Annotated in this window: 29 protein-coding genes, 1 tRNA gene and 2 pseudogenes; 12 read left to right on the top strand and 20 right to left on the bottom strand. The window is 59.7% G+C overall.

What is annotated here, in order from left to right; all coding sequences use genetic code 11:
- The first annotated feature begins 39 nt into the window (after positions 1-39).
- The 3 genes and pseudogenes from HBR93_RS10140 to HBR93_RS10130 form a co-directional block, all read left to right on the top strand.
- Complete coding sequence (locus HBR93_RS10140; protein ID WP_169960230.1) at positions 40-1,347, top strand: MFS transporter; 1,308 nt, start codon at positions 40-42, stop codon at positions 1,345-1,347.
- 26 nt (positions 1,348-1,373) lie between these two features.
- Positions 1,374-2,879, top strand: a complete 1,506-nt coding sequence (locus HBR93_RS10135; RefSeq protein WP_169960229.1) for a M81 family metallopeptidase — start codon at positions 1,374-1,376, stop codon at positions 2,877-2,879.
- A gap of 227 nt (positions 2,880-3,106) precedes the next feature.
- Positions 3,107-3,438: pseudogene (locus HBR93_RS10130) on the top strand (OprD family outer membrane porin); the annotation flags it as partial.
- A 118-nt stretch (positions 3,439-3,556) separates the two neighbouring features.
- Here the strand turns inward: HBR93_RS10130 and HBR93_RS27140 are convergent.
- Positions 3,557-3,664: pseudogene (locus tag HBR93_RS27140) on the bottom strand (ParA family protein); the annotation flags it as partial.
- A gap of 87 nt (positions 3,665-3,751) precedes the next feature.
- Positions 3,752-3,827, bottom strand: a tRNA-Asn gene (locus HBR93_RS10120).
- Positions 3,828-3,960: 133 nt separating this feature from the next.
- Here HBR93_RS10120 and HBR93_RS10115 point away from each other — a divergent pair.
- A complete protein-coding gene (locus tag HBR93_RS10115) occupies positions 3,961-4,455 on the top strand; it encodes a hypothetical protein (protein WP_169960227.1) in 495 nt (164 codons plus the stop codon).
- Here the strand turns inward: HBR93_RS10115 and mug are convergent.
- Both mug and HBR93_RS10105 read right to left on the bottom strand, forming a co-directional pair.
- Positions 4,371-4,943: a G/U mismatch-specific DNA glycosylase gene (gene mug, locus HBR93_RS10110; protein ID WP_169960226.1), complete on the bottom strand. Its 573-nt coding sequence runs from the start codon at positions 4,941-4,943 to the stop codon at positions 4,371-4,373. The two genes, HBR93_RS10115 and mug, sit on opposite strands and share 85 nt — an antisense overlap.
- The gene (locus HBR93_RS10105) at positions 4,936-5,808 is read right to left on the bottom strand and encodes a LysR substrate-binding domain-containing protein (RefSeq protein ID WP_057438570.1); all 873 of its coding nucleotides are present in this window, start codon (positions 5,806-5,808) and stop codon (positions 4,936-4,938) included. Before HBR93_RS10105 ends, mug begins: the two co-directional genes overlap by 8 nt.
- A gap of 135 nt (positions 5,809-5,943) precedes the next feature.
- Between HBR93_RS10105 and HBR93_RS10100 the strand changes: the two genes are divergently transcribed.
- Genes HBR93_RS10100 through HBR93_RS10085 form a run of 4 tightly spaced genes read left to right on the top strand, consistent with a single transcriptional unit; the run spans position 5,944 to position 10,123 of the window.
- Positions 5,944-6,996: an agmatine deiminase family protein gene (locus HBR93_RS10100; protein ID WP_057438571.1), complete on the top strand. Its 1,053-nt coding sequence runs from the start codon at positions 5,944-5,946 to the stop codon at positions 6,994-6,996.
- Positions 6,997-7,000: 4 nt separating this feature from the next.
- Positions 7,001-7,909, top strand: coding sequence for an N-carbamoylputrescine amidase (gene aguB / locus HBR93_RS10095; RefSeq protein ID WP_057960256.1), 909 nt, complete (start codon positions 7,001-7,003; stop codon positions 7,907-7,909).
- A gap of 1 nt (position 7,910) precedes the next feature.
- Positions 7,911-8,996, top strand: a complete 1,086-nt coding sequence (locus HBR93_RS10090; RefSeq protein ID WP_169960225.1) for an extracellular solute-binding protein — start codon at positions 7,911-7,913, stop codon at positions 8,994-8,996.
- Between the two features lie 20 nt (positions 8,997-9,016).
- Entirely contained in the window at positions 9,017-10,123 is a 1,107-nt protein-coding gene (locus tag HBR93_RS10085) for an agmatine deiminase family protein (protein WP_169960224.1), read from the top strand.
- Positions 10,124-10,132: 9 nt separating this feature from the next.
- Here the strand turns inward: HBR93_RS10085 and HBR93_RS10080 are convergent, their stop codons facing one another.
- From HBR93_RS10080 to HBR93_RS10060, 5 genes are all read right to left on the bottom strand, one after another.
- Positions 10,133-11,992 carry a DUF3857 and transglutaminase domain-containing protein gene (locus HBR93_RS10080; RefSeq protein ID WP_115128653.1) on the bottom strand — a complete coding sequence of 620 codons (1,860 nt, stop codon included), beginning with the start codon at positions 11,990-11,992 and terminating at the stop codon, positions 10,133-10,135.
- A gap of 112 nt (positions 11,993-12,104) precedes the next feature.
- On the bottom strand, positions 12,105-12,998 hold the full coding sequence (locus tag HBR93_RS10075) for a bestrophin family ion channel (RefSeq protein WP_057960253.1): 894 nt from the start codon (positions 12,996-12,998) through the stop codon (positions 12,105-12,107).
- Between the two features lie 74 nt (positions 12,999-13,072).
- Positions 13,073-14,371 (bottom strand): MFS transporter, encoded by a 1,299-nt coding sequence (locus HBR93_RS10070; RefSeq protein ID WP_169960223.1) that lies wholly within the window; start codon positions 14,369-14,371, stop codon positions 13,073-13,075.
- Between the two features lie 760 nt (positions 14,372-15,131).
- Positions 15,132-15,626 carry a redox-sensitive transcriptional activator SoxR gene (gene soxR, locus HBR93_RS10065; RefSeq protein WP_057438576.1) on the bottom strand — a complete coding sequence of 165 codons (495 nt, stop codon included), beginning with the start codon at positions 15,624-15,626 and terminating at the stop codon, positions 15,132-15,134.
- A gap of 16 nt (positions 15,627-15,642) precedes the next feature.
- A complete protein-coding gene (locus HBR93_RS10060; RefSeq protein WP_157717227.1) occupies positions 15,643-15,885 on the bottom strand; it encodes a hypothetical protein in 243 nt (80 codons plus the stop codon).
- Between HBR93_RS10060 and HBR93_RS10055 the strand changes: the two genes are divergently transcribed.
- Together HBR93_RS10055 and HBR93_RS10050 are read left to right on the top strand one after the other, a co-directional pair.
- Positions 15,877-16,587 (top strand): tRNA (adenine(22)-N(1))-methyltransferase TrmK, encoded by a 711-nt coding sequence (locus HBR93_RS10055; RefSeq protein ID WP_057438577.1) that lies wholly within the window; start codon positions 15,877-15,879, stop codon positions 16,585-16,587. The genes HBR93_RS10060 and HBR93_RS10055 overlap by 9 nt on opposite strands.
- A 57-nt stretch (positions 16,588-16,644) precedes the next feature.
- Positions 16,645-16,944: a DUF3144 domain-containing protein gene (locus HBR93_RS10050; protein ID WP_057438578.1), complete on the top strand. Its 300-nt coding sequence runs from the start codon at positions 16,645-16,647 to the stop codon at positions 16,942-16,944.
- A gap of 46 nt (positions 16,945-16,990) precedes the next feature.
- On the opposite strand, the gene HBR93_RS10045 is transcribed toward HBR93_RS10050, so the two are convergent.
- The 11 genes from HBR93_RS10045 to HBR93_RS09995 all read right to left on the bottom strand — a co-directional run bounded on the left by HBR93_RS10045 (position 16,991) and on the right by HBR93_RS09995 (position 25,494).
- The gene (locus HBR93_RS10045) at positions 16,991-17,611 is read right to left on the bottom strand and encodes a LysE family translocator (protein ID WP_169960222.1); all 621 of its coding nucleotides are present in this window, start codon (positions 17,609-17,611) and stop codon (positions 16,991-16,993) included.
- 37 nt (positions 17,612-17,648) lie between these two features.
- On the bottom strand, positions 17,649-18,179 hold the full coding sequence (locus HBR93_RS10040) for an AAA family ATPase (protein WP_169960221.1): 531 nt from the start codon (positions 18,177-18,179) through the stop codon (positions 17,649-17,651).
- Between the two features lie 65 nt (positions 18,180-18,244).
- The gene (locus tag HBR93_RS10035; RefSeq protein WP_057438581.1) at positions 18,245-18,871 is read right to left on the bottom strand and encodes a glutathione S-transferase; all 627 of its coding nucleotides are present in this window, start codon (positions 18,869-18,871) and stop codon (positions 18,245-18,247) included.
- A 68-nt stretch (positions 18,872-18,939) separates the two neighbouring features.
- Entirely contained in the window at positions 18,940-19,107 is a 168-nt protein-coding gene (locus tag HBR93_RS10030) for a DUF2986 domain-containing protein (protein WP_169960220.1), read from the bottom strand.
- A 92-nt stretch (positions 19,108-19,199) separates the two neighbouring features.
- On the bottom strand, positions 19,200-20,567 hold the full coding sequence (locus tag HBR93_RS10025; protein WP_169960219.1) for an ATP-binding protein: 1,368 nt from the start codon (positions 20,565-20,567) through the stop codon (positions 19,200-19,202).
- Positions 20,564-21,226, bottom strand: a complete 663-nt coding sequence (locus HBR93_RS10020) for a response regulator (protein ID WP_057438583.1) — start codon at positions 21,224-21,226, stop codon at positions 20,564-20,566. Before HBR93_RS10020 ends, HBR93_RS10025 begins: the two co-directional genes overlap by 4 nt.
- An 11-nt stretch (positions 21,227-21,237) precedes the next feature.
- Entirely contained in the window at positions 21,238-21,882 is a 645-nt protein-coding gene (locus tag HBR93_RS10015; RefSeq protein ID WP_169960218.1) for a tetratricopeptide repeat protein, read from the bottom strand.
- The gene (locus HBR93_RS10010) at positions 21,879-22,688 is read right to left on the bottom strand and encodes an SDR family oxidoreductase (RefSeq protein ID WP_169960217.1); all 810 of its coding nucleotides are present in this window, start codon (positions 22,686-22,688) and stop codon (positions 21,879-21,881) included. The genes HBR93_RS10015 and HBR93_RS10010 overlap by 4 nt, the downstream gene beginning before the upstream one ends.
- On the bottom strand, positions 22,675-23,349 hold the full coding sequence (locus tag HBR93_RS10005) for an iron-containing redox enzyme family protein (RefSeq protein WP_169960216.1): 675 nt from the start codon (positions 23,347-23,349) through the stop codon (positions 22,675-22,677). Before HBR93_RS10005 ends, HBR93_RS10010 begins: the two co-directional genes overlap by 14 nt.
- A complete protein-coding gene (locus HBR93_RS10000) occupies positions 23,346-24,827 on the bottom strand; it encodes an AMP-binding protein (protein WP_169960215.1) in 1,482 nt (493 codons plus the stop codon). Before HBR93_RS10000 ends, HBR93_RS10005 begins: the two co-directional genes overlap by 4 nt.
- Positions 24,817-25,494 carry a thermostable hemolysin gene (locus HBR93_RS09995; RefSeq protein ID WP_169960214.1) on the bottom strand — a complete coding sequence of 226 codons (678 nt, stop codon included), beginning with the start codon at positions 25,492-25,494 and terminating at the stop codon, positions 24,817-24,819. The genes HBR93_RS10000 and HBR93_RS09995 overlap by 11 nt, the downstream gene beginning before the upstream one ends.
- Before the next feature lie 200 nt (positions 25,495-25,694).
- Here HBR93_RS09995 and HBR93_RS09990 point away from each other — a divergent pair, with 200 nt between their 5' ends.
- Together HBR93_RS09990 and HBR93_RS09985 are read left to right on the top strand one after the other, a co-directional pair.
- On the top strand, positions 25,695-26,240 hold the full coding sequence (locus tag HBR93_RS09990; protein ID WP_057960193.1) for a cytochrome b: 546 nt from the start codon (positions 25,695-25,697) through the stop codon (positions 26,238-26,240).
- A 245-nt stretch (positions 26,241-26,485) separates the two neighbouring features.
- A complete protein-coding gene (locus tag HBR93_RS09985; RefSeq protein ID WP_057438590.1) occupies positions 26,486-26,719 on the top strand; it encodes a hypothetical protein in 234 nt (77 codons plus the stop codon).
- Positions 26,720-26,744 lie beyond the last annotated feature (25 nt).

Genomic DNA, 26,744 nt, shown 5'->3' with positions numbered 1-26,744 from the left:
TATCAATCACACAATAAAAACGCCTATAGCGGAGGCAGTATGCAAAGGTGCATTAATCCATCGGCCGAGCTATCGACCATCTATCGAAAAATAGATTGGCGGTTATTACCCTTTTTGCTCCTATGTTATGTGGTGGCGTATCTGGATCGGGTAAATGTGGGATTTGCCAAGCTTCAGATGCAAAGCGATCTAAGTTTGTCTGACGCTGCTTATGGACTGGGTGCCGGATTATTTTTCGTAGGCTATGCACTGTTCGAAACGCCTAGCAATTTGCTATTGCCGAAGATCGGAGCACGCAGGACGCTCAGCCGGGTAATGATTTTGTGGGGTATTACATCTGCATGCATGGTGTTCGTCGAAAGCGAGAGATCATTTTACGTGCTGCGTTTTCTCCTCGGAGTCTTTGAGGCGGGTTTCGCCCCTGGAATGATTTTTTACCTTACCTATTGGTATGGGCGTGAGCGGTTAGGCAGAGTGATGGCAATCGTTATGCTGGCGGGGCCACTGGGCGGCATATTTGGGGCTCCTTTGTCCGCGTGGATAATGACCGCCTTCGCAGGTTTCCACGGCTTGGCTGGATGGCAGTGGATGTTTTTTCTGGAGGCATTACCGGCTGTAGTGTTGGGTCTCATAGCGTTGAAAGTTCTTAGCGATAAACCCTCGGTCGCGCCGTGGCTGAGCGTGCGTGAAAAACAAGTGCTGAATGCGCATATCGGTGAAGGGCAGGGAGCCCACCATTCGTTTGTACAAGTGCTAAAAGACCCCCGTGTGTATCTAATGGCGGCTGGTTATTTCTGCTTGATTTGCGGAATTTACACAATGAGCTTTTGGCTGCCATCCATTCTGAAGGACGCAGGCGTTCAAGGTGTCATGCAGATCGGCCTGTACTCAGCGATTCCATATGTGGGGGCGATGGCAGGGATGTTGGTCTTCGGTCGTACATCAGATTACTTTTTTGAGCGGCGTTGGCATACCGCTGTACCGGCGTTAATTGCAGCCATCTGTTTAATGGGGTCTGTGATTTACAAGAATGAGTTTGTTTTTGCACTCACTTTCTTGACGCTTGCTACGACCATGATGTGGGTTGCTTATACAGTGTTCTGGGCAATTCCTTCGCAATACTTCAAAGGTGACACTGCTGCGGGGGGTATCGCAGTTATTAATACCATTGGGTTAACGGGCGGGTTTCTCAGTCCCACGGTGATCGGTTATACCAAGTCCATCACTGGCAACTCTGATTCAGGTCTTCTGGTCATGGCTGCAATTCTAATACTGGGTTCATTGATACTTGCCGCCAACAAGCCGCAACGTGTTCAGCAAAAAGTTTGCATTACACAGCCTGTCTAAAAATTTCAACGAGGCGTTTAATAGCCATGACATATCGAATTCTGATCGCTGGTTTTCAACACGAAACAAATACGTTCGCGCCCTCTAAAGCTGAATATGAGAATTTTGTCAGGGGTGAAGGTTTTCCTCAGATGGTAAGAGGCGTTGAGATGTTGGAGCTTCGGAATGTTAATATTCCGGCAGGCGGGTTTCTGATTGAAGCAGAGCGCTTGGGCTATGAAGTAGTCCCGGTGATCTGGGCTGGAGCCAGTCCATCCGCGCATGTTACTCAAGAGACCTACGACCGCATTACCGATGAAATCATAAAGGCCGCTGCAAACGAAGCAATCGACGGTATATATCTAGACTTGCATGGCGCAATGGTTGCCGAACATACGGACGACGGAGAAGGAACGCTCCTAGCTCGGCTGCGAGCTGTTGTCGGCCAGGATATTCCGATAGTCATATCTTTGGATTTACACGCTAATGTTACTGAGTTGATGCTCAACCACGCAGATGCAATGGTTGCATTTCGTACTTATCCCCACGTGGATATGGCTGATACTGGCGCACGAGCCGCCAAATTACTTGAATTGCGGCTCCGCTCGGGAAAACTGCATTGCGAGAGCCTGCGACTCCCTTTCCTGATCCCGATAAACGGGATGTGCACGCTCATGGATCCAGCACGAAGCCTTTACGAGCAATTAGAACACCTTGAGTCCGAAGGTCTTTCATTGTCATTTACTCCAGGCTTTCCGGCTGCTGATTTCGAGGAGTGTGGGCCGGTTATCTGGGGTTATGGAACAGACAGGCAAGCGATCAAGGCTGCTGTTGCTGTCCTTTATAAAAAGGTAGTGGGGGAGGAGGATCAGTGGGAAGTACCTTTCCTGCTCCCGGACGAAGCCGTTCTCCGAGCAATGACATTAGCAGAAACCGCCCAGCGTCCAATCGTCATTGCTGATACCCAAGACAACCCGGGAGCAGGCGGGGATTCGAACACAACAGGAATGCTTAAAGCACTCATTAAACACGGTGCTACTAATGCCGCCGTAGGATTGCTTTATGACCCGGCAGCAGTTCAGTCCGCCATTGCAGCCGGGGTAGGCAGTTTCATTGAAATAACGCTGGGAGGACAGTCAGGTGCACTGGGCGATAGCCCTTTGCAGGGTCGCTTTGAGGTAATGCATCTATCCGATGGCCGCTGTCGTTTTGCAGGCCCCATGATGAATGGTATGGAGGTTGATGTGGGGCCTGTCGCATGCTTGAAAATCGGGGGAGTGAAGGTTGCTGTCAGCTCTGGTAAATGTCAGATGCTGGACAGGAATTTGTATCGGATAGCAGGTATAGAACCCGAGCAAATGAGTGTACTGGTTAACAAAAGCTCTGTTCATTTTCGGGCCGATTTCGCGCCGATTGCCGACCAAATACTCGTTGCTAAAGCGCCTGGGCCCATGACTGCAGATCCTGCGGACATTCCGTGGAAAAGACTTCGTGAGGGAATCCGGCTAAAACCAAACGGGCCTTCATTTCATAGCCCTGAATACCGCGCTTAATGACCATGATGCAATTTTAGGTGTTGAACGAAATTAACGTAAACGGCGTAAGGGGGCGTTCGCCAGGATTAAAAATACTTCCTGACTCATCTGGAGCCAGAAAGATGGATTACACCAGCAGATAAGATGAAAGGTATTCCAGTTGTGCATATTAATTTGATGCGTTCGCGTGGAAGATTTACTTGTTGCTTCTGTTACTTAAGAATTATAAAAATGGAGCGTTATAAGTGAGCGCAAATAAAATATCTGCAGCTTTAATGTTTGGCGGTATTGCCAAGAGTAGCCAGACGTTTGCTGACTTTCTAAGTGATAGCAAAGCTACTTTAGGAATGAGAGACTTCTACTTCAATAAAGAAAACCGTGATAGCACCGCTGCCCCTTCGAAAACCGAAGAGTGGCCGCAGGGTCCCTGCTGGACGTCAAGTCGGGATATACCGATGGTACCGTTGGTTTTGGTGTCGATGCCTCGGGGTTGCTGGGTGTTGCCCTGGACACAGGCAAGGGACGTCACGTCGGCAGCTCTATGATTCCCTCTGACAGTGATAATCGAGCCGTCGATGTTTGCTCATTTGCGGTTCAATACCTTGAGTTTGGCCACGTCGTTAAATGGCGGACAAGTCTTTGGCAAAACGCTCGACTTGGCTCGGGAGGACCAACAGAGAAGCATTTATTTGCCAAATGAGCAGGGTGCGAAGACCGGAGTCGGCGCAGAACGCGCCTAGACTGGCTGTGACCGTGGTTTTCCCCGGTCCGCCTTTTGTTGAGAGTACTGCAGCGATTTTCATGGCAATGGTCTCTAAAGTGAAGAATCAGAGACGACGCGTAGATTATGCTATGCCTGGATCACCAGCTTGGGTGATCCGATTGAGATATGGCTCCACGACCTGGACTCGAACCAGGGACCCAATGATTAACAGTCATTTGCTCTACCAACTGAGCTATCGCGGAATGCGGCGTATCTTACTGATTGAAAAGGATAAGTCAAACGTTTTGTATGATTTTCAGCCTGTGTGTGACAGGGTGTGGAAACGTTTTACTCTTCGCCGAAATGCTATGGATATTGGGCGTTTAAGGAAAAACCATGAATATCAGTTGGTTGGATTTAGCCTTCGGCGCGGTGGTGGTTATCGGTCAGGGGCTGTCGTTTTGGTTCATGTACTGGCTGTTCAAGAAGCTGCGCAAACCCAAGTCGGTAGCTCCTGCCTATGCCCCCGGTACTGGCATTGATGGCAAGGCGATTCCGGTATTGGCCAGTTTTGTCGGGTTGCGCAGGGTGCCTTGGGTGGCGTTGGCCACCAACAGCCTCAACCCGGTATTTCGTCTTGATGGCCAGCAGATGATTTACCGGGTTTTACGTCAGAAGCAACGGCCGTTGTGCGATGTGTCGCGGGTGGATGTGCGCAGTGCTTATGGCACCTTTAATCTGGTGTTTGAGTTCAGCGACTCGCCGTTCACATTGATCGTGAACCTGGGGAGTGCGTCGCGCATGGCTTATGTGCTGTCGTTGCTGCCACCCAGCATGCCGCTATCTGAACGGGCGCAAGCAGCGCGGCTTCCAGGGAATGCTGCCAAATAGAGCTGCCCATACGCCTGCACCAATTGCTCCAACGTAAATGCCAGATTCCGCCCGCTGGGATTGGGCAGTACCCACACGGCAGCATCCCCCAGTGTCTGCGGTTGCAGCCCCCACGTCACCTCGCGCAGCCCCGACAGCGCGCAATAACCCGCCTTGCCCAGGAACGCCACATGGCGCGGTGCATAACGGCGGATCTTGTGTTCAAACCCGTCGGCCGCCGCCTTGAATTCATCCCGCGACAAATGATCGGCCCGCGCCGTTGGCCGTTCCACGACGGTCGTCAGCCCGCAGTGGTACTGCAGCAGCGTCCGGTCATCCTCAGGTAGCACTTGATGCGCAGTGAACCCGGCCAGGTGCAAGGTGCGCCAGAAGCGGTTGCCACGCCCGGCAAAGTGATGGCCCTGAGCGGCCGCCAGCAGGCCCGGATTGATCCCGCAAAAAATCACCGCCAGGCGCTCGGCCAGGATGTCCTCCAGTCCTTCACTCATGTGCGGCACCCTGTGCCAGGTTGTCCAGTAACCACTGGCTGAAGCTGCGCGCCAGTGGGTCGCTTTCGCTGTCGCGGTGGGTCAGCAAGGCCCAGTTGGGGCCGCGAATGGTGGCGTCGACCAAGGGGTGCAGCAGGCCATTTTCGCGTGCGTGCTGGCTCAGTAACTGGCTGACCAGTGCGATCCCCAGGCCACCGCAGGCCGCGTCCAGTAGCAGGCCGGGGTCGGAAAAATTCAGCCCCTGGTCCTGCTGGCCGACATCAATCCCGGCTTCCACCGCCCAATGGCTCCAATCCATTTCCCGCTCGCCATGCAGGGTGGTGCGTTGCTCGCGGGGCAGGGCCAGTACGCTGGGGTGGGCGGCGGGATACAGGCGGTCGGTATGCAGCACTTTGAAGCTGCACTCGGCCTGGGCGCTGATGTCATCGCGCACGGCGAGGTCGATGGTCTGGGTGGCCATGTCGGGTACTTCGTCGGTGCTGAACAGCCACAAATCCACGTCCGGGTGGTGCCGGCGGAAGTCGGCCAGGCGCGGCAGCAGCCAGTGGCGAGCAAAGGCTGGGGTGGTGTTGAGCACCAGTTGATTGGCCTTGCGGTACTGCCCCAGTCGGCGCACACCCACGGACAACTGCTGCAACAGGGCCTGGGTGGTGCTGAGGAAATCATGGCCGGCATCGGTCAGGGCAACGCTGCGCCCGTTGCGAAAGAACAGCGGCTGTTCCAGGTACGCTTCCAGGCTACGGATCTGCTGGCTGATGGCCGATTGGGTCAGGTGCAGTTCGTTGGCAGCCTTGTGAAAACTGCCCAGCCGCGCCGCCGCTTCAAAGCCGCGTAGTGCCCCCAGGGGCGGCCAGTGTTTAAGCATGCTGATAAGTTTTTCTAATCATTTATCTGCAAAATCCATCGTTTGTTTGGCGGTTTGGCCAAACGTAGCATGGATCCCCATAGCGTGTACGCCGTTTTTGGTGAACACAAGGGCTTAACTCAGAAGGGGGTTGTCATGCTGCAGAACGAGATGCCACACAGCGGCTGGAGGATGCCGGCGGAATGGGCCAGGCATGCTGCGACCTGGATGGTCTGGCCCCATAACCAGGCGCTCTGGGAGTCGGGATGGCGCGTAACGCTGGCCCAGGTGCAGGCGGATTTTGCCCGGGTCGCCAATGCCATCGCGCGGTTCGAGCCGGTGAAGCTGGTGGTTGACCCTTCTGCACTCGACACGGCCAAAGCCCTGTGCGGCCCCAACATTGAACTGATCACGCTGGCGGTCAACGACAGTTGGTGCCGCGACTCCGGCCCCAGCTTTATTGGCCACCCGCAATTGGGCCTGGCCGGTGTGAGCTGGCGTTTTAACGCGTGGGGCGGCAAGTCAGCCTATGACCTGGATGAAAGCCTCGCTCGGCGCACCCTCAACCACTTGGGCCTGCCGTGCTTTGGCACGCCGTTGAGCAATGAAGGCGGGGCGATTCATGTGGACGGTGAGGGCACGTTGATCACCACCGAGTCGGTGTTGCTCAACCCCAATCGCAACCCGGGCATGAGCAAGGCCGAAATGGAGGCGATCTTTGCGCGCTGGCTTGGGGTGACAAAAACCATCTGGTTGCCAGGCGACCCGCAGCATGTCACCGGGGATGTGACCGATGGCCATGTCGATGGCGTGTGCGCCTTTGCCCGCCCCGGCGTGCTGCTGGTAGATGCCACGCACGACCAGGGTTCGGTGTACGCCGAGGTCGCACGGGAAAACCGCCGCGCCCTGGAATTGGCCACCGATGCCAAGGGCCGCCGGTTCGAGTTGATCGAACTCTTTGAGGCCAGCGAGGCGGTGGATGCCGACGCCGAGGTGTTTTGCGCCTCCTACACCAACTTCTATATTGCCAACGGCGCGATCATCATGCCCGCCTATGGCATCGCGGCGGACCAGGTGGCTGCCGATGTGCTGGCCCAGGTATTTCCGGATCGTGTGGTGGTGCCGGTGCGCATCAACCACCTGGCCCATGGCGGCGGCGGTGTGCATTGCATCACCCAGCAGCAGCCAGCCTGGCCGGTAAAGGAGTGATGCCATGCGCCAGCTGACCATTGCCACCACCCAGATGCCCTGCACCTGGAACCTGCAACACAACCTTGATCAGGCCGAACAACGGGTGCGTGAAGCGGCGGCCCAGGGCGCGCAGGTCATCCTGCTGCAAGAGCTGTTCGCCACGCCGTATTTTTGCATCGAACAACAACACAAGCACCTGGCCTTGGCTGAAGAGTACCGCCACAGCGCGGTGCTCAAGCGCTTCGCCGCGCTGGCCAGGGAGTTGGGAGTAGTGCTGCCGCTGAGCTGGTTCGAAAAGGCCGGCAACGCCTACTTCAATTCACTGAGTGTGGCCGATGCCGACGGGCAACTGCTGGGGGTATATCGCAAGACCCATATCCCCAACGCTATTGGCTATCAAGAGAAGGAATACTTCAGCCCCGGCGACACCGGCTTCAAGGTCTGGGACACCGCGTTCGGCCGCCTCGGCGTGGGCATCTGCTGGGACCAGTGGTTCCCCGAGACCGCGCGTTGCCTGGCGTTGCTGGGCGCCGAGGTGTTGCTGTTTCCCACTGCCATCGGCTCCGAACCGGGTTGTGCCAGCCTGGACTCCCGTGATCACTGGCAGATGACCATGCGCGGGCATGCCGCCGCCAATCTGCTGCCGGTGGTGGCGGCCAATCGTGTCGGTCGGGAAGTGGCGAGCAGCGACTCAACCTTGCAGATGGAGTTCTACGGCTCGTCATTTATCTGCAACCACAAAGGCGCGCTGCTGGCCGAGGCCGACCGCGCCGGCAGCGGTGTGCTGCTCCAGTGCCTGGACCTGGCGGCCATGGCCGAAGAACGCCTGACCTGGGGCATCTACCGCGACCGCCGCCCTGACATGTATGGCGGTTTACTGACCCAGGACGGTCGCCACCTGCATCCACGCTGGCAGACCCAAGGGGTATGACATGAAGCTGATCCACTGCACCCTGGCCCTGAGCATCGTCATCCCGACGGTACAGGCCGATGAAAAGATCCTGCGCCTGTACAACTGGGCCGACTATTTTGCCGAGGACACCCTGGCGCGCTTTACTGCCGAAACCGGGATCCAGGTGATCTATGACGTGATGGATGGCAGCGAAACGCTGGAGGCCAAGCTGATGGCCGGTGGCAGTGGTTATGACCTGATCTTCCCGGGCGATACGGTGGGCGAGCGCTTGATGCGCGCCGGCAGCCTGCAGCCACTGGATCCGGCAAAACTTGAGGCGCTGGAGGATATCGAGCCGGGCCTGCAACAACTGCGCAGCCATTACCGCGCGTCCAATCAGGCCACAGTGCCCTATACCTGGGGCACGATTGGCCTGACCTATAACGCAGAGCAAATCCTACAGCGCATGCCGAATGCGCCGGTCAATAGCCTGGACCTGTTATTCAAGCCGGAACTGGCTCGCCAATTTGCCGATTGCGGCATCTCGCTGATCGACTCGCCCGACGAAGTACTGGCCGTGGTGCTGATCTACCTGGGGCGCGAACCGCGCAGTGCCAAGCCCGAGGACCTGGCTGCGGCCAGCGCCCTGTTGCTCAAACTGCGGCCGTATATCCGCAAGTTTCAGTCGCAACCGGTGACTGACCTGGTCAATGGCAACCTGTGCCTGTCCCTGGGCTACAGCGGCGACATGACCCAGGCGCAGCGGGCGGCGGATGCGGCGGGTAAAAAGGCGCGCTTCCAATACCACATCCCCCGCGAGGGCACGACGGTGTGGATGGACACCATGGCCATCCCCGTGGATGCACGGCATCCGGAATACGCCTACGCGTTTATCAACTTTGTCATGCGCCCAGAGAACATGGCGGCCATCAGCAATTTCACCGGCTACCCCACGGCCAATGCCAAGGCCCGCGCCAGCGTCGATCCGGCCATGGGCAACAACCCGGACATTTACCCGGACGACGCCACCTTCAAACGACTGGTGGCCGGGCAGGATATTCCCCAGGCCGATATGCGCGCACGCATGCGGGTTTGGACTAAGTTCAAGACGGCCATCGGTCAATGACGGTCAACCCAGAGGTGCACATGAGCACACGTCGCCAATTCATCCAACAGGCCGCGGTGGTGGCCGGCCTGGGCGCCGCCGCGTCCATGGGGCTGCCCGTCTACGCTGCGGTCCAAGGCCGCTGGTTCATGCCCGATGAGGGCGAGAAACACCAGCGCGCCTTTATCGCCTTTGGCGCCCAGGAGGCGATTCACCAGGACTTCACCCCCGCTGTGCAGGACGCCCTGGGCCGTATCGCCCGTACGATTGCCGAGTACGAACCGGTCACGGTGTTCTGCCGCGAAGATGAGCGTGAGCTGGCCGAAGAAAAATGCGGCACCCGTAACATCACCTTCGTACACGCCGAGCTGGATGACATCTGGATGCGTGACACCAGCGCCAACTTTGTCGTGGATGACAATGGCCAGTTGGGCGCAGTGGACTTCAACTTCAACGGCTGGGGTAACAAGCAGCAGCACGCCGACGATGCCGAGCTGGCGGCTCACGTTGCCGAGCTGGCAGGCGCAACTTACATCCGCAGCGAACTGGTGGGCGAGGGCGGTGCCATCGAAGTGGATGGCCATGGCACCGGGATCATGACCGAAAGTAGCTGGATCAATGCCAACCGCAACCCCGGCTGGAGCAAGGCCGACGTCGAGGCTGAGCTGAAGAGTCGACTGGGCTTGCGCAAGATCATCTGGTTGCCGGGTATCAAGGGCAAGGACATTACCGACGCCCATGTCGACTTTTACGCACGCTTTGTCTCGCCGGGCGTGGTCATCGCCAACCTGGACACTGACCCTGAATCCTACGACCTCCAGGTGACCTTGGCCCACTTGGACGTGCTCAAGCAGGCTAGCGATGCCGATGGCCGGCCGTTGCAAATACACACCGTCTCGCCACCGCTGAACCCGCGTCGCAACCGGTTCAGCCGGGACAATCCGGACTATGCCGCCGGCTACATCAACTACTTCGTGATCAACGGCGCGGTGATTGCGCCGCAGTTTGGCGACGAGGCCGCTGACCGCAAGGCCTTTGACTTACTGTCCCGGCTCTATCCGGGGCGCAAGGTGGTGCAACTGGATATCGACGCGATTGCAGCCGGCGGTGGTGGTATTCACTGCGTGACCAGTCACCAGCCGGCATGACCTGGGGAGTTACAGCGTCTGCACGATGATCTGGCTCTTCAGGTCGTTGACCATGCTTTCGATCACCGGCTTCATCGCCTTGAAGTCCTCGGGGCTGCACACGGTATTGGCATGGGCGAACTTGAAGTGGCGGGTGATCAGCACCGTGTTGCCTTCCTTGGCGTAGGTGGCCTGGTAGTCAAAGCCGGCCTGTTGTAGGGACTGTGGCTTGGGCACGGCGAGGACGGTGACTTCCTTGGGGAACTCGAAACGGGCCTGCTCCTGGGTTTCTCCCGAGAGGCAACCGAACTCTTGGGTGCGGTCTTTTTCCGAGGCGAAGGCAAACACGTTCTGCGCAATGCCGCCGACCAGGCTGCTGAGCGCCGGCACGCCGGTCGGGCCTGGCAGGTTGACCAGGTTGTCGGTGCGCCCTTCAAGGGTGTTCTTGAACGGGTTGACTTCATCCTGCAAGGAGTCGCTTTTGAACGTGCCCTGGCCCGTTTGCCCGTACCAGCCGAGGACGTTGCGGATCATCGAGTCGCGGTCAGCCGGTTTCATTGCATTGAGCAGGTAGCGATTGAACTCTGAGCCCCAGCCTTCCACGGTGGTGGCATGCACAAAGTCCGCCGCGCCGTTGCTGTCGACCTTGAACAGCAGGTCGTTGGTGACCTTGCCGGTTTGCGCGGCCGGGGTCTTGGCCATTTCGCCGGACTGCGTCAACAGTACTGGCTTGCCCAGCACCGGGATCGGCAGGTAGCCCGCGGCGATGGCTGTGGCGGTGGAGTCCAGATACAGATCCAGGGCCGGCACATAAGTGATCGCGTGGTTGAGCACACCCAGGGTGGGCACTTTGGCCAGGGTGTAGCTGTTACCCAGGTTGACCAGCACCGGCGAGCTCTCGATCGCTACCGCGCGCAGCATGGCTTCCAGCAGGGCCACATGGTCCTTGCAGTCGCCATAGCGGTTGTCCAGCACGGCCTGGGCCGGGTGCGGTACTACGCCGCCTGCGCCGACATACACCGCTACATAACGAATGTTCTTACGCACCCAGTCGCTCAGGGCCAGGGCTTTGCTGCGCGGGGTGCTCAGGTTGGCCGTAAGTTGCTTGGCCAAGGCGGCAATGGCCGGCGTCACTTCGACCTGGGCTCTGGCCTCATAGGCCTGGGCAAAGTCCTTGTAGCTGGCGAACGTCGAGACCGCGAGGAATTGGCCGTAATCGACGTAGGACACGGCGCCGGTTTCCATGCGCGCCTTTTCCTGTGGTACGTAGTCCCAACGGTACACCTTGCGCCCGGCAGCCGCGGCCGGGGTGCTGGCCTTGAAGCCCCGGGCATCGACGAACAGCGGCTTGTCGGCTGGCAAGTCGTAGCTCAGGCTCAACTGCTCGGCATCGTAGAAGTCCGGCACGTAGAAGTCTTCGAACTGCTGCGGGAACAGGGCAGTGGTGCGCTGGCGCTGGTAGCGCAGGACCAGCCGGTCACCGACCGCTACCTCTGGAAATATCACCACTTTGACCCGCGAGTCCTGGAACATCGGCGCCTCGGAAGAGGCGGTCTCCTGTTGTTCCTTGATCTGCTCGGCGCCCACCTTCACCTTGCGGCCGTCGGGCTTTTGGGTGAAGGCTTCAAGCACCTCGAGGTTTTCCAGGGAGCGGTTGTAGCTCAGCGAACGCTGTGCGTTGTCTTTGATCGCTCGCTCTTCATTGATCCGCGTGACCAACTCAACCATCTGGACAAAGCTGCCATCGGCATTGATCACGTACGACTGGTGGTTTTTTTCGAAGGTGGCCGAATGGTCGGTTTCATCGGTGGCGGCTTGGGCACTTAGCGTACAGGCAAGCAAAAAAAGTGCGCCCAGCAGGCGCATCGAGTGCAGGTAAAAGCTTTGCATAGAGATCCTTCTGATTAATGCGACGCTCACTCTGCGGGGAAGAGCGCACTGTGATAAACGAAATGTTTAATGCGACTCATTATTATCTATGCGCTCGAAAAATGCAGGCTTTTTAATGGCCCCTGCGAACATCCCCCAACGAATCCCGCTGCATCGACTGCAGGTTTTTCTCGATGGTTTCGCAGATGGCCTCTGTCTGGATCTGGTGCTCGCTGGAGCGAAACGGGCTTTGCAGGTCGGTGCCGATGCGTTCGATGGCCAGCAGCATAAAACCCACCACCGTCGATGCCAGTGGGGTGAACCAGCCCAGGGACTCCACCAGCCCCACTGGCACGATCAGGCAGAACAGCGAAATAAACAGCCGGGGGAAATACACATAGGGGTAGGGCAGTGGTGTGTTGGCGATGCGCTCCATGCCGCCCTGGCTGTTGGACAGATCGACCATGGTTGATTCCAGCCGCGCCAGGCGAATGCTGTCCAGGCGCCCGGCCTTGTATTCGCGGGCCAGCAGGGCCGCGGAGCCGGTGAGGATATCGTTGGCAAAGTTGTTGGTAGCGCCGTTGCGCGCGAACTCATCCCCAGGAATAAATGCCCGCACTTCCTCCGGGCACGGCTCGCCCCGCAGGTGCGACGCCAGGCAATTCACATAGGCCACGTGGCGGCGCAGCAAGGTCGACTTAATCGGATTGACCTCGTTGTCGGGGTCATCCAGCAACGTCAGCACCTGCCGCGCAAAGCTGCGTGAGTTATTGACCATCGCGCCCCACAGCGTGCGTGCCTCCCACCAGCGGTTATAGGCGCTGGTATTACGAAAGCTGATCAGCACCACCAGCGCCGAGCCGAGCAGCGTCAGGGGCATCAGCGGCAGGTTGATCTTGGCGTTGAGGAACAGCATGAAGTCCACGGTGACCGCAATATCCCACAGCAGCAGCCAGAACAGTGCCCAGCCGACATAGCCCATGGTCTTGATAATCAGGCGGTACTTTTTGACGATGGCAGCTTTCAAACACAAACCTCCGAGCGGGCGAAAAGCATCGATGCCCTAGCTCGGACGGTGTTTGCGCGAGAAAGGTTCGCGCCTTATGCGTCGTGCAGGGAAATGCGCGAGGTCTCCGGCAAGGCCAGGCCGCCGGCCAGCGCGAGCAAGGCCACGGCAATCAGGTAAAACGCCGGTGACAGGTTGCTACCGGTGGTGCTGATCAACCAGGTCGCCACCAGCGGCGCGGTGCCGCCGAAGATCGTGTAGGCCATGTTGTAGGTGATCGCCGAGGCGGTGTAGCGCGTGCGGGTCGGGAAGGTCTCCGAGAGCAGGGCGGCCGTGACCACGCCGCACAATACCGCGCCCACCGCCAGCAGCATCACGCCGATGATGGACGCGGCGAACGAGCCGGAACTGGCCATCAGGAACGAGGGGTATACCACCCCCATCAACAGCCCGCAGGCGGTCATTACTGTGACGCGCCGCCCGACCCGGTCGGAATACCAGCCGGCCAGCGGGCATATCGCCGCAGCGAAGATCAGCGCAATCAGCGACACCAGCAACGCCGTCGCCCGGCTCAAACCACCGGCCACCTGCAGGTACGTGGCAAAGTAGGTGGTGAACATATAAAACGACAGCGCCGTCAGCGACACAAAAGCGCCCAGGCAGCAGATTGCCGCGCCATGGTTGCGCAGGGTTTCCTTGAGCGGCGAGTGGGCCACCGCGTGTTCCTGCTTGACCGCCTGGAACGCCGGGGTTTCATCCAGCCGCCAGCGCAGGTACAGGCCCACCAGGCCCAGCGGTGCAGCGATCAGGAATGGCAGGCGCCAGCCCCAGCTGCCCATGGCTTCGGCCGACAGCGAAGCCTCCAATGCATAGGCCACCACCGCCGCTGAGGCAAAGGCGGCAAAGGTCGATACCGGGATAAAGCTGCCATACCACGCCCGTTTATCGCTGGGCGCGTGCTCCATCAGGTAGGCGCAGGCGCCGGCGTATTCACCGCCGGCGGAGAAGCCCTGGGCGCAACGGATCAGCGACAACAGGATCGGCGCCGTGACGCCAATCGCGGCATACGTGGGCAGCAGGCCGATCAGGGTCGTGGCCCCGGCCATCAGCAAAATCGTCATCGCCAGGGTGCGCTTGCGGCCGATGCGATCACCCAGCATGCCAAAGAAAATTCCGCCCAGAGGCCGAAAGGCAAAGGCCACGGCAAACACCGCGAAGGTCTTGAGCAACGCCGCACTGGCATCGCCACTGGGGAAAAACTGCTGGGCGATGGTGGTGGCGAGAAAGCCATACACGGCGAAGTCGAACCACTCGACAAAGTTGCCGATACCGGCGGCGACGATGACTTTTCTCAGGGTTTGCGGCGGGACCTGTTCGGTGGATGCACGCGTCATGGCGGGGCCTCGGCATTTCGTCAGTAATCGTTCGATTATCAGGAAAGTGCCCAGGGCGGCTTACTTCAAAAGTGTCATCGGCGTAGTCAGCACCGACCTGCCAAGGCAATGAAGATCCAATGTGGGGGGCTTGCCAGCGATAGCGGCGGGTCAGCCGACATCAATCCCAGCAATGCCGCCGCCATCGCAGCCTCGCTGGGGCTCGACAGCTCCCACCTCGATCTTCAGGGGGTGGAGGATTGCATTTCACTACCACCGCAGGATGCATCCGGTACTCAATGTACTGAGGAACCAAGGTGGGAGCTGGCTTGCCTGCGATAGCGGTGGGTCAGCCAACATCAATCCCAGCAATACCGTCGCCATCGCAGCCTCGCTGGGGCTCGACAGCTCCCACCTCGATCTTCAGGGGGTGGAGGATTGCATTTCAGCTGCCACCGCAGGATGCATACGATGCTCAATGTGCTGAAGATCCAAGATGGGAGCTGGCTTGCCTGCGATAGCGGTGGGTCAGCCAACATCAATCCCAGCAATACCGCCGCCATCGCAGCCTCGCCGGGGCTCGACAGCTCCCACCTCGATCTTCAGCGGGTGGAGGATTGCATTTCAGCTGTCATCGCAGGATGCATACGGTACTCAATGTGCTGAAGATCCAAGGTGGGAGCTGGCTTGCCTGCGATAGCGGTAGTTCAGCCAACATCAACCCCAGCAATACCGCCGCCATCGCAGCCTCGCCAAGGCTCGACAGTTTCCACCTTGATCTTCAGGGTTTGGAGGATTGCGTTTCAGATGCGGTAGCGGCGCGTTCGAGGATTCTCGGCCCCGGTCCTTCCTGGCTCAAGGTATCGCCGGGGTTGCGCAACGGGCAGTCGTTGAGCGACAGGCAGCCGCAGCCAATGCAGTTGTCCAGGCTGTCGCGCAGGGCTTCCAGGGTTCGGATGCGTTCGTTGAGGTTGTCGCGCCAGGCCGAGGACATTTCTCCCCATTGCGCGGCCGTCAATTTGCTGTTCGGCGGATAGCGGCCCATGGCGCGTTTGATCTCTTCCAGCGGAATGCCGGTGCGTTGCGCCACTTTGATAATCGCAATGCTGCGCAGCACCAGCGACGGGAAGCGCCGCTGGTTGCCGGCGTTGCGGGTGCTGGCGATCAAGCCCTTGGACTCGTAGAAGTGCAGGGTGGAGATGGGTACGCCACTGCGCCTGGCCACCTCGCCGATGGTGAGGGAGCGCACACCGTCCGGGTTCTTTTCTGCTGCCATGGGGGTTGCCCTCAAGTTAAGTTGAGGTTTTATAGTCCTGCCCGATCTTTGCTGCAACCGCTTTCTGCGCGAGCTGCTCAGCCTGCGCCAGGCCATTGCCCAGGCGCAGGCCGTGTCCTATGGCAATGCCGTGGGCCTGTACAAGGCGCTCGCCTGGCGGGCGCCGACGGCGGCGCTTTACCCTGCGGCGCGCACCGCGCATCATGCGCGCCCGCACTGAGGGCAAAAGTGCCGCGAAAAGGAACAGCAGTTGAACCACAACACATTGTCCAAGCGCCTGGAGCGCGTGGCGGCCCAGGTACCGGCCGGCGCGCGCCTGGCTGATATCGGCTCGGATCACGCCTACCTGCCGGTGGCGTTGATGAACCGTGGCGCGATTGTCGCGGCAGTGGCCGGCGAGGTGGCGTTGACGCCGTTCCGCGCCGCCCAGCGCACGGTGTGCGACAACAGCCACGAACTGCACATCCACGTGCGCCTGGCCGATGGCCTGGCGGCTATCGAACCGGCCGACCTGCTCGACGCGGTCAGTATCTGCGGCATGGGCGGCGAGACCATCCGCGATATCCTCGAGCGCGGCAAGGCGCATCTCAGTGGCCGGGAACGCCTGATCCTGCAACCCAACGGCGGCGAACAACCGCTGCGCCTGTGGCTGATGGACAACGGCTATCGCATCCTCTGCGAGGAACTGCTACGGGAAAACCGCTTCGACTACGAAATCATCGTCGCCGAGCGCAGCGGGCCGGTGAGCTACAGCGCCGAGCAGCTGTACTTCGGCCCCCTGCAGATGCAGGCCCGCAGCCCGGCGTTCCTGGCCAAATGGCAACGCCTGCTGCGCTACAAGCAACGCACCCTGGATCAGTTGGCCCAGGCCCGACAAGCGTTGCCCGAACAGAAAGTGCAGGAACTGGCGCAAGAGGTGCGCTGGATCACGCAGTTGCTGGAGGCGACGAACCCGGTCTAGGGTCTTGCCTGCCGCAAATGTTTCAATGACTCATTTATCCAACCCAGGTGTTCCACCATGCCAGACGCTACCGACCAAGCCTTCTACGACCGCGCCGACGCGCATATCGAATTGTCGAACGAGCAACTGAAAACCCTCGAGAACCTGGGCCAGGTCAGTGCCTCGATGATGTTCGGCACCACCCGTTTCAACGCCTGGGCCAGTGCGCGCAACTTCAAGTCCGGCGCGGAAATGGCCGAGGCGCGGGAAGCGATGTTGAAGTACTTCTGTGAGCAGTACCGGATGATGCTGGAAGACAATCTGGATGATCACATCAACAACTTCAGCCAGTACATGACGGCCCCGAAGCCGCAGTGATCCAGGGGCTCGACAGCGCCCACCTTGATCTTCGTCGAAGCCCTGACTAGCGTTTGCTCAATGCCAGGTGGGTCGCGAACAGCACAAAAAGCAGGCCGGTGCTGCGGTCCATCCAGGTGATCACCTTGCTCCGGCGCAGCACTGCGGCCAGTGGCTGGGTGGCGCCGATCAGGGTCAACGACCACGCCATGCCGAGCACCACATGGATGCTCACCAGGCCGAATGTCCAGGCGATCAACGAATGGCCCTGGGGAATGAACTGCGGCAGGAACGACACATAGAAAATCCCGATCTTGGGGTTGAGCACATTGCCCAGCATGCCTTTCAAGAACCAGCGGGTGCCGGGTTGGGCGTGAGCCTCACCGACCGTCAGGGAGGTGCGTGGGCGCAGCAGCATATTCAGGCCCAGCCAGGCCAGATAAGCGGCGCCGCAGTACTTCAAGAGGTTGAAGGCCACCTCCGACACCGCGATCAACGCACCCAAACCAAAGGCCACCGCCGCGCCCCATAAGAAACAGCCCGCATTGATACCCAATGCCGCGCGCAATGCCTGCTGCTTGCCTTCCACCGTCGCGGTACGCAACACCAGCGCGGTGTCGAGCCCGGGAGTGAGGGTCAGGAGGGCGGCGGCGAGGGTAAAGGCGAGCAGATTATCGGCGATGGACATGGGCAAGTGCCTGCACGGTGGGCCTGGGCGCACGTTATCACACGCCGATGGCAAGGCCGGGCAAGCGGTCGAGAAAATCTGCCACTTGCCGGTTACCGCGCAAATGCACTGTCGGAACATCCGGCCCCACTGCCAGGCGCATCGCCTCGATACCCGGCCGATAGCCGCGATCAAAATTCCATACAAAACTCAAAAAGGTCAGAAACTCCCGGTCGAGCTTGTCGGTACACCCCACGGGCCGATCCGCGCGAGGGCGTTTCATGGCGCTGCGTATCAGTACCCGGGTGAAACAGGTGAGTCGCGGTGTATCCAGCCAGATGATCAGGTCGGCACGGGGCAGGCGCAGGTCGAAGGTGCGCCGGGCGTAGTTGCCTTCACACACCCAGGTGTCCGACGCGACGGCTTCGCGTACTCGCGTGCGGAATTGTTCGGCGTCGGTCTCGACCCAGTTGGGTTCCCAGAACAGGGTGTCCAGGTGCACCACGGGCAGGCCGAGGCGCTGGCCAAGGGCGCGGGCGAGGGTGGATTTGCCGCTGCTGGCGTTGCCCAGAATTACAATCCGTTGCATGAAGACATCCCGAAAAAAGCCGGCAATTATGCCGGCTTTGGAAGGGCAGTCAAATGCCCGGTGATTTACTGGGCAAACGCGTATTCCCCACCCTGTTCCAGCGCCTTGCGATAGGCCGGCCGGGCCTGGAACCGCTGGACCCACGCCGCGAGGTTCGGGTACGCCGGCAGCTTGCCCTGGGCCTTGGCGATTTCGCCAATGAAGCTCATCTGGATATCCGCACCGCTCAGTTCCTCACCCAGCAGGTACGGTGACTGCGCCAGGGCGTCGTTCAGGTAACCCAGGTAGTTGGCCAGTTCCGACTCGATCCGCGGATGCAACGGCGCACCGGCATCACCCAGGCGGCCGACGTACAGGTTGAGCATCAGCGGCAGCATGGCCGAGCCTTCGGCAAAGTGCAGCCATTGCACGTAGGTGTCGTAGGCGGCCGTGGCCGGGTCGGGTTGCAGGCGACCCTGGCCATGGCGGCGGATCAGGTAGTCAACAATGGCGCCGGACTCGATCACCACGCGGCTGCCATCTTCAAGCACCGGCGATTTGCCCAGCGCGTTGATCGCCTTGAGCTCTGGTGGTGCGAGGTTGGTTTTTGGGTCGCGCTGGTAGCGCTTGAGCGCGTAGGGCAGGCCGAGTTCTTCGAGCAGCCAGAGAATGCGCTGCGAGCGTGAGTTGTTGAGGTGGTGAACAATCATCATGGGAAGCTCCGCCGGGCGAGTGTGGGTGTCTGATAGCAGACTGTTGCGCCGGCGTAGAGTGCCCTGAATCAGTTGGGCGTGTCAGGGGAAATGGTCGGGTCCTGAGGTGGCTGCGCTTCCAGCTTCAAGCGGTCGGCCTTGCTGATGTACTTGTCTTTGCTTTTGGGGGCCAGTTTGGCACTGGCCTTTTTGGCGTTGGCTTTTAATAACTGATTGATCTTTTTACGACGGTTCATGCGGTTTACTCGGCGCGTTGATCTTTCGATGATATCAGCTCAGCAGTCGGGCGAGTGGGCTTGGCCAAATGCTTTTACGGGCATGCACCGACCTAAAGCCGGGCAAACTCAAAGGTTGCCCGTAAACCACCCGATGGCCGGTTTTCCAAGCGGACCTGTCCACCCAGGCGATTTGCGATGGATTGCACGATGGTCAGGCCCAGGCCTGCGCCGTGGTCATTGCCACGGCTGTAGAAGCGCTCAAACAGTCGATCACGTTCTGCTTCATCAATGCCCGGCCCCTGGTCTTCGACACTCAACTCGTAGTGATCGTTGTGTTTGGCCAGCCCGACGGTGATGAGCCCTCCAGGCGGGGAAAAGTTTGCCGCATTGCTCACCAAATTGTTCAAGGCAATCTGGATGATCCCGGTGTCGACTTTGACCAGGCCGACTTCGTCGACAGGGTCGAACACCAGCTCAAGTTCCTTGCTCAAGAGCCAGGGTGTCATCTGCACCAGACTGTCCCGGACTGTCGCCACCAGATCTGTTTTTGGCGCCTCAAGGGCGGAGGTGCGGGGTTCAATACGGGCCATGGTCAGCAGTTGATTGACCAGTCGGGTGGTACGGTCGACACCTGCCATGAGGTGCTCAAGGGACGCGCGTCGATCATCCTCGCTAGCGGCGTCCTTCAGGTTTTCTGCGTGAACTTTAAGCACCGCCAACGGTGTGCGCATCTCATGGGCGGCGTCGGCGATAAAACGCCGCTCGCGCCCCATGACCTCCTGGATTTGTGCGAGCACGCGGTTAAGGGCGGCCTGCATGGGCTCCAGTTCAGTGGGCAATGGATTCAAGTGCAAGGGCTCAAGCGAGCCTGGATGCCGCGCACGCAGGGTTTGCGCCATGTTGACCAGAGGTTTCAAGCCCCAGCCAATCGCCAGCCAGATCACTGCGGCAAGCAGCACGCAGCCAATCAGATTGGGCAACACCGTATGGCGGACAATCCGATTCACCAGATCGTCACGCACGTCGTCACGCTCGCCCACCCAAATCTTCAAATTATATTGCGCATCCTCCAAGACAAACGCGCGCCATGCTCGGTTGTTGACGTCCGTGATGGCGCTGAAACCGGCCTTGCTCGGTGGTGAGGTAAACGCGGGTGCGCTGGCGGTGTGAACCAGCAACGTGCCGTCCGAGTTCCAGACCTGGAACGCGATCTTGCTTTCATACGGATGGCCATCGACCTTAGGCACGGCAAGCCCCAGCGCTTGATTGAACGCCTGGTACAGCTCTGCTTGCTCCTTACTGGCCATTGGCATGCGCATCACGCCTTGCAACAGACGCGCGTTTTGCGCCAGTTGGGCGTCGTAGACCTCATCAATTTCATGATTGCTGTCATGCAGGTTGACGGCGGTCATGATCAGTAGACCGAGGAACAGCAGGCCAAGAATCAAGGTGAGCGTGCGCTGGCGAATGGAGGTCATGGGCGTTCGTCCACCAGATAGCCGACACCACGGATGGTTCGGATCAACTGGCTGGAAAACTTCTTGCGCAGATGATGGATATGCACTTCCAGCGTGTTGCTTTCCGCCTCCTCGCTCCAGCCGTAGAGTATCTGCATCAGTTGATCGCGGGTCATGACCCGGCCAGGAGGGGAAAGCAGTTCATGGAGTAACTGATACTCCTTGGGGGTCAAGGCCACGGGCTCGCCCAGATAGCTGACTTGCTGGGTACCGGGGTTCAGGCTGATGCCCGCGTGTTCAATCACCATCTGGGCCCGGCCAGCGCTGCGTCGCAACAAGGCCCGTATCCGGGCTTTGAGTTCTGCGAGGGCGAACGGTTTTATCAGGTAGTCATCCGCTCCGGCATCCAGACCCGCGATACGGTCCTCGGTGGCGTCCCGGGCCGTGAGGATCAGGACCGGCAGGTTGGAGCCACTGTCACGCAGGCGACGCAGGACGTCGAGCCCGTCCATTCGTGGCAGACCGAGGTCGAGCACGGCCAGATCAAACGTTTCGCTGAGCAGTGCGTGCAAGCCGCTGCTGCCGTCCTGCAACCAGTCGACGGTGTAGCCCTCGCGCGTGAGGGCCTGATGAATACCTTCGCCCAGGCCCATGTCATCCTCGATCAGTAGTAAGCGCACACGGACTCCTGTCAGTCGAGTTTCTGGTTCACTTGCTGCAGTAACGCTTCGATTTCCGTGCGGCGCCCGGCGTCAGCGGTTTCACGGCCTGGCCTCGGGGCTGCCTGCAGGGCTTTTTGTAGCGCCTGTCTGGCTTGGGGGTAGCGTTTTTGACGGTAAAGGTGATCGCCCCAGAAGTACAGACTATCAATGCCGTCTGGGTTCAGTTGCAATGCTTGCTCGAGCAATTGTTGTGCTTTGTCCGAATCGCCGAAACCAATAGGCCAGCCCGGTACCCGATCATACAGCGCGGCGAGGCTGGTGTAGGCCGAGCCTTGCAAGGCTTTGGGGTCCAGGGAGAGGGCTTTTTCCAGGTCGATCTTCGCCTCCTTGACCTTGCTCAACGCGCCGAGCCCACCCTGGGCGCCAGCCCAACTGCTGGTGACGATACCGGACCAGATCCAGGCCTCGGCGACGGATTGGCGATCCTGGGTAAACGCGCTGGCTTGGGTGGCGAGTTGCTCGAACTTCGCCGCGCGCTGGTCGGCGGGTAATTCGTATTGAATATGCGCCCAGCGCTGCTGGATGTCGTTGAGGCGTTGCTGGTCAGCGGCGTCCAGGGCCCAGACGGTCGTGCTCAACGCGCCGAGTAATAGCAAGCAGAGGGTGTTTTTCATGGATTGAGGTCCTCGTTGTCAGTCTTTTGGCTCAGGCGACGGATCAGGGGTAGGTGCTTGCGCAAGCTTCGGTCAATCAGGTTGGGCAGCAGGCTGTTGAGGCGTACAAAAAACCGTTCCGGCCAGCCCAGGTACAACTCGCGATGGTCACCGGCAATGGCGCGGATCACGGCCGAGGCCACGGTTTGAGGGTCGTCGACATTCGCGTTGAGGGCGTCGTTGAGCGCCTGCGCGGCCGGACTGTTCATGGGGGTGCTGGTGGCGCGTGGCGCGACATACAACACACCCACGCGGGTGTCTGACAGCTCACGGCGCAAGGCTTCGGAAAATCCACGCAAGGCAAATTTGCTTGCGCAGTAGCTGGCGTAGCCGGGGTAGCCAATCGAACCATAGGTGGAGCCAACGTTGACGACCATCGCGCTGCTGGCTTGCTTGAGCAGTGGCAGGAGGATTTTCGTCAGGCAGATAGGCGCGCTGATGTTGACTGCCAGCATGGCGTTGATATCGCTGTCCTCGAGCTGCTCCAGCATGGCGAAGTGATTGACCCCGGCGGCGTTGATCAGCAGGTTGATACCGCCCATTGCCTGCGCAACGGTCAGCACCTTGCGACGGTCTGCCAGGAACGTCAGGTCGGCGCCAATCCAGAACACCTGCTGTGGATAGCGCTCGAGCAGCGGCGCCAACGACTCGCGGTGGCGGGCGACGGCCAGCACCTGGGCGCCGTTGGCGCACAGTGCGTCAGCAATCGCCGCGCCAATGCCGCCGCTGGCGCCGGTCAAGACCACGCGAGCCTCAGACAGGCGCATGCAGGCTCTCCCCGTCACGCGGCAAGCCACGGAACATGTCGGTGTAGAGTTTGTAGACCACTTTGGAGGCATGAATGACCGCCGCCTGATCACTCGGGTCCTGCAGTTTGTCCATCAGTCGGCGGTAAGTCTGCATGTGCCCGATATCCAGGGAACCGTGGGAGCTGAGGTAGCTGAAGGCGGTTTCCGGCAGCTCAAGGCGATCGCGAATGGTCCCGGCGGCGTGGGTGGCAAGGGCGATGCTGGTGCCTTCGAGGACGTTGACCATGCCAAACAGACCTACCGGGTTATCCCGGGCGATCAGGTCGTAGAGGAAACTGGTCATCAACTCGATGGGCAGGGACGGATGACCGTCGCGTACCGCCTCTTTGTCGCCGCCACAGGCCTGGATGTCGTTGAGCACCCATTTTTCATGGCCGTATTCTTCTTCGATGTACTCACAGACTGCTTCACGCAGCCATTCCAGGCGCGTCGGCAGGCGCGCGCCACAGGCCATCATCAACGGCACAGTGTGGCGTACGTGGTAGTACGCCTGGGTCAGAAACGCCCGATAGCTCTCCAGGCTGACCTTGCCCTCAAGGGCATCGCGGATGACCGGTAGGGTGAACAGCTCGTTGCGTTCTGCTTGAGTGGCGATTTGCAGGGTGTCGAAAAAACTCATGATGCGGATACCTCGGAAGGGGTCGATACAGTCAATTGCGCCTGGTAACGCTCAACAATGGCGTCGCGGCGCGGCCTGCCATTGGCGGTCAGCAGACCATTCGCGGGCGTGAACGGTTGAGGCAGCCGGGTCCAGTGATGGACCTGGGCGTATTGGGGCAGGGCCTCGTTGGCCTGGGCCACCGCGGCCGCCAGTTCGTCATCGGTGCAATCGGGGCGATGGGGCCACAGCAGCGCATGGTTGCTTGGCATGGCTTCGCCGTAGACGAAGGCCTGGGCGATATGCCGGCGTTGGGTCAGTTCGGCCTCGACCCATTCCGGATTCACGTTGCGCCCGAAGCTGGTGACAAATTGATGTTTTTTGCGCCCCTTGAGATAGAGGAAACCGTCGGCGTCAAATTCGCCCAGATCGCCGCTGGACCACCATTGGTCGACGCCAGCGGGCTCGCCCAAATAACCGAGCAAGGTAGAACCCTTGATCAGCACTTCGCCATCTTCAGCCAGACGTACCTCTACGTGAGGCAGGGGTTTGCCGACACTGCCGGGACGATGGGCCTCGGGGTGGTTGAGGCACACCACCGACGCACACTCCGACAGGCCGTAGCCTTCGTAGACACGCATGCCGAGGGTGTGCGCACGGTGCAGCAGTTCTTCTGAAACCCGCGCACCGCCCACGGCGGCAAAACGCAGGGTTTGAGGATTGAAGGCTTTTTGTTCGCCAGCGTTGACCAGCAGCAGGAGAAGCTGCGGCACCAGAATCAGGCTTTCGGGGGCGCGGGCGGCCAGGCAGCCGAGCAATTGCGGGACGTCGACGCCGCTGGCCCCTTGAATACCCAACACGCTCTGGCTTGGCAGGCTCAGGGTGACGCCGGCATAAAGGGCGGCATAACAACCGATATTTTCCAACAGGATTGCCAGGGGCAGCACCGCGAGGTGGTGCCGTGGATCGTTGGGTTGGCTGGCCTGATACAGCTCGCGGGCAACCCTCAAAATACTCTCGGCGCTCAGGCACACGCCTTTGGGGGTACCGGTGGTTCCCGAGGTAAACGTCAGTTTGGCGGTGTGTTCGGGTAAGCCGGACGCACCGTTGAGGTTTTTGCGCCAGAACTCGCCGGTTTTCTCGAAACCGGCGGTTTGCAGTTCTGCCTCCAGTTGCGGTTCGGCAATCACCAGCTCTGCCTGGCTTTGTTCCAGGCAATGCTTGCGTTGAGCCGGGGTGAAAAACGGCGGCAGCGTCAGGCACGTCAACCCTTCGAACAGCGTGGCCAGATCCCAGAGCATCGCTTCGACGCCATTGTCCAGCGCCAGCGCGACCACCTTGATGCCCTCATCGCGCAGTCGCTGCTGGCGATAGTTAAGCTCGGCGTACAGGGTGGCGTAGTCCAGCTTCAACTGATCGCCCCACAGGGCGGTGGTGTGTGGCGTGCATTCAGCGTGGCTGCGCAGGATCTCCTTGAAACGCTCCATTTCAGGCGACATAAGTGGCCTCCTCAAGCGATGTGGGCAACCCCAGGCGGTTGAACACGCCGATATTGCGCAGATGGACAAAGCCTGCGCGGATGTTGCCTACATGCACCCAGGGCTTGCTGTCGTAATAGCTGCCCCAACTGTGGCGGTCAGCGCCCAGCCGCTCGGGGTCGGCGGCGCAGAGCGTCAGCGGTTTTAATCCCAGGCGATGGAAGCTGTTGACCAGCCCGATATTGCCGGTAAAGGCCACCCATTCCAGGCCGCCCATGGCCAGCAGATAAGTGAGGGTAATGATGCTCAGACGTGCGCTGCCGTTGTCACTGGCCGCCAGATTGCCCACCTCGACGATGCCGGTACGCTCGACGGGGCGCTCGGCTGCCGTGCCGATCAGCGCTTCAATCGACGCGTCCAGATACCGCTCCAGAAACAAGGGTTCAGTCTTGGCCAGACGCACACCGGCGACGGCGCAAAGTTCGCCAGACGCGCTGCTTACGCCAAACAGTTCCGGCATGAAATAACGAATGTCAGCACCATGTGCCTGGCGAAAACGTTGTTGGACAAAGGTTTCGAACAACGCGCGCAGCGTGTCGCCGGGCAAGGCCCTGAGCAGATTCATCTGCGAGGACTCGGCTTGCCCGAAGTGAAGCGGTAAAGAGAGGTGCCAGTCGAAATGGGCCATTGGATAACGTCTCCCCAGTAGGTTTGGGCAGAGTATCGAGGGCATTTCTTAACGGAGTCTGAAGGTCGTAACAGACGGGCTGGCGCTTCTTCAGATTGTATTAAGGCTGGGCGGGCAGGGTGGCGTGGTTCGATCAGGCGTTAAACCGGATCGAGGTCGGGCGAATGACTCGCTCGCCAGAATGACTGCAGAGGCCCAGCATGACCCGAGACTCATCCACCCAACGTTATGGAAAACTGTCGATTGCATTGCACTGGCTGATGCTGGGGCTGTTTGTCGGTGTCTATGCCAGCATCGAAATCAAAGGCCTGCTACCCCGTGGGGGCACCATGAGAAGCCTATTCCTGGGACTGCACGGGCTTTTGGGGGCAAGCATTTTTCTTCTGGTCTGGGTGCGTCTGCTTGGGCGCCTGACCCCCCGGCCACCCATAACGCCTGCCTTGCCTGCGTGGCAGACCGGCGCTTCGCACCTGATGCATCTGGCATTGTATGGGCTGATGATTGCGACCCCGCTGCTGGCCTGGCTGATGTTGTCGGCGGCAGGCAAACCGATGCCTTACTTCGGGTTTTTTCTGCCGTCACTTGTGTCGGTCGATCCGGACTTGGCAAAGCAGTTCAAGCATTGGCACGAGTTGCTTGGCAGTAGCGGTTACTGGCTGATCGGTTTGCATGCGGCGGCAGGTTTGTTCCATCACTACTGGGTTCGGGACAACACCCTGGCGCGGATCCTGCCTAAACGCTTCTGAATGGAGTTTGAGAGTCGAACGAGCCGTCGAGCCCGGGTTCGGCGGCGCTCCCTCTTGTTCTCAGAGGTTGGGATGGCAAGTGCTGCAACGATGTGGTCGCGAAATCAGCCCTTTTTTGCCCATCCCGGTCTACCATGCCTCTCCGGCAGTGGTTCCTCGCGCTATCGGCCCCCAGCCATCAAGGTATCGCACATGACCTCGTTCACCCGCAACACACCGTCCCCAGCCTCATTCGAGGTGCCGCAATGAGCATTGACCAGATCAGCCTGCCCAAGGGCGTAGGCCCACATGCCATCAAGTTGCTGGAGGCGATCACCGGCGCCAGCACGCCTGAAGACCTGAATCGCGCAGGCGGCAAAGCCGAAGGTTTTGTCCTGGGCCTGGAGTCCACCAAAGCCATCAAAAGCCAAATCGCCGAGTCGTTGTATGTGGCTTACGACGACGCTGCCAGCCATCGTGCGGCTGAGTTGAAGGGCTAGTAGCTGCACGCCCCGGCTGTCGAGC

This window comes from Pseudomonas sp. WS 5411, from assembly GCF_012985595.1.
Lineage (GTDB): Bacteria > Pseudomonadota > Gammaproteobacteria > Pseudomonadales > Pseudomonadaceae > Aquipseudomonas > Aquipseudomonas shahriarae.
Note: the sequence above shows the minus strand (reverse complement) of the source record. Positions and strands in the feature narration are given on the sequence as shown.

Coding starts and splice junctions, on each gene's coding strand:
- HBR93_RS10140 (WP_169960230.1), top strand. CDS start 40: ATGCAAAGGTGCATTAATCCATCGGCCGAGCTATCGACCATCTATCGA.
- HBR93_RS10135 (WP_169960229.1), top strand. CDS start 1,374: ATGACATATCGAATTCTGATCGCTGGTTTTCAACACGAAACAAATACG.
- HBR93_RS10115 (WP_169960227.1), top strand. CDS start 3,961: ATGAATATCAGTTGGTTGGATTTAGCCTTCGGCGCGGTGGTGGTTATC.
- mug (WP_169960226.1), bottom strand. CDS start 4,943: ATGAGTGAAGGACTGGAGGACATCCTGGCCGAGCGCCTGGCGGTGATT.
- HBR93_RS10105 (WP_057438570.1), bottom strand. CDS start 5,808: ATGCTTAAACACTGGCCGCCCCTGGGGGCACTACGCGGCTTTGAAGCG.
- HBR93_RS10100 (WP_057438571.1), top strand. CDS start 5,944: ATGCTGCAGAACGAGATGCCACACAGCGGCTGGAGGATGCCGGCGGAA.
- aguB (WP_057960256.1), top strand. CDS start 7,001: ATGCGCCAGCTGACCATTGCCACCACCCAGATGCCCTGCACCTGGAAC.
- HBR93_RS10090 (WP_169960225.1), top strand. CDS start 7,911: ATGAAGCTGATCCACTGCACCCTGGCCCTGAGCATCGTCATCCCGACG.
- HBR93_RS10085 (WP_169960224.1), top strand. CDS start 9,017: ATGAGCACACGTCGCCAATTCATCCAACAGGCCGCGGTGGTGGCCGGC.
- HBR93_RS10080 (WP_115128653.1), bottom strand. CDS start 11,992: ATGCAAAGCTTTTACCTGCACTCGATGCGCCTGCTGGGCGCACTTTTT.
- HBR93_RS10070 (WP_169960223.1), bottom strand. CDS start 14,371: ATGACGCGTGCATCCACCGAACAGGTCCCGCCGCAAACCCTGAGAAAA.
- soxR (WP_057438576.1), bottom strand. CDS start 15,626: ATGGCAGCAGAAAAGAACCCGGACGGTGTGCGCTCCCTCACCATCGGC.
- HBR93_RS10050 (WP_057438578.1), top strand. CDS start 16,645: ATGCCAGACGCTACCGACCAAGCCTTCTACGACCGCGCCGACGCGCAT.
- HBR93_RS10045 (WP_169960222.1), bottom strand. CDS start 17,611: ATGTCCATCGCCGATAATCTGCTCGCCTTTACCCTCGCCGCCGCCCTC.
- HBR93_RS10040 (WP_169960221.1), bottom strand. CDS start 18,179: ATGCAACGGATTGTAATTCTGGGCAACGCCAGCAGCGGCAAATCCACC.
- HBR93_RS10035 (WP_057438581.1), bottom strand. CDS start 18,871: ATGATGATTGTTCACCACCTCAACAACTCACGCTCGCAGCGCATTCTC.
- HBR93_RS10030 (WP_169960220.1), bottom strand. CDS start 19,107: ATGAACCGTCGTAAAAAGATCAATCAGTTATTAAAAGCCAACGCCAAA.
- HBR93_RS10025 (WP_169960219.1), bottom strand. CDS start 20,567: ATGACCTCCATTCGCCAGCGCACGCTCACCTTGATTCTTGGCCTGCTG.
- HBR93_RS10015 (WP_169960218.1), bottom strand. CDS start 21,882: ATGAAAAACACCCTCTGCTTGCTATTACTCGGCGCGTTGAGCACGACC.
- HBR93_RS10010 (WP_169960217.1), bottom strand. CDS start 22,688: ATGCGCCTGTCTGAGGCTCGCGTGGTCTTGACCGGCGCCAGCGGCGGC.
- HBR93_RS10005 (WP_169960216.1), bottom strand. CDS start 23,349: ATGAGTTTTTTCGACACCCTGCAAATCGCCACTCAAGCAGAACGCAAC.
- HBR93_RS10000 (WP_169960215.1), bottom strand. CDS start 24,827: ATGTCGCCTGAAATGGAGCGTTTCAAGGAGATCCTGCGCAGCCACGCT.
- HBR93_RS09995 (WP_169960214.1), bottom strand. CDS start 25,494: ATGGCCCATTTCGACTGGCACCTCTCTTTACCGCTTCACTTCGGGCAA.
- HBR93_RS09990 (WP_057960193.1), top strand. CDS start 25,695: ATGACCCGAGACTCATCCACCCAACGTTATGGAAAACTGTCGATTGCA.
- HBR93_RS09985 (WP_057438590.1), top strand. CDS start 26,486: ATGAGCATTGACCAGATCAGCCTGCCCAAGGGCGTAGGCCCACATGCC.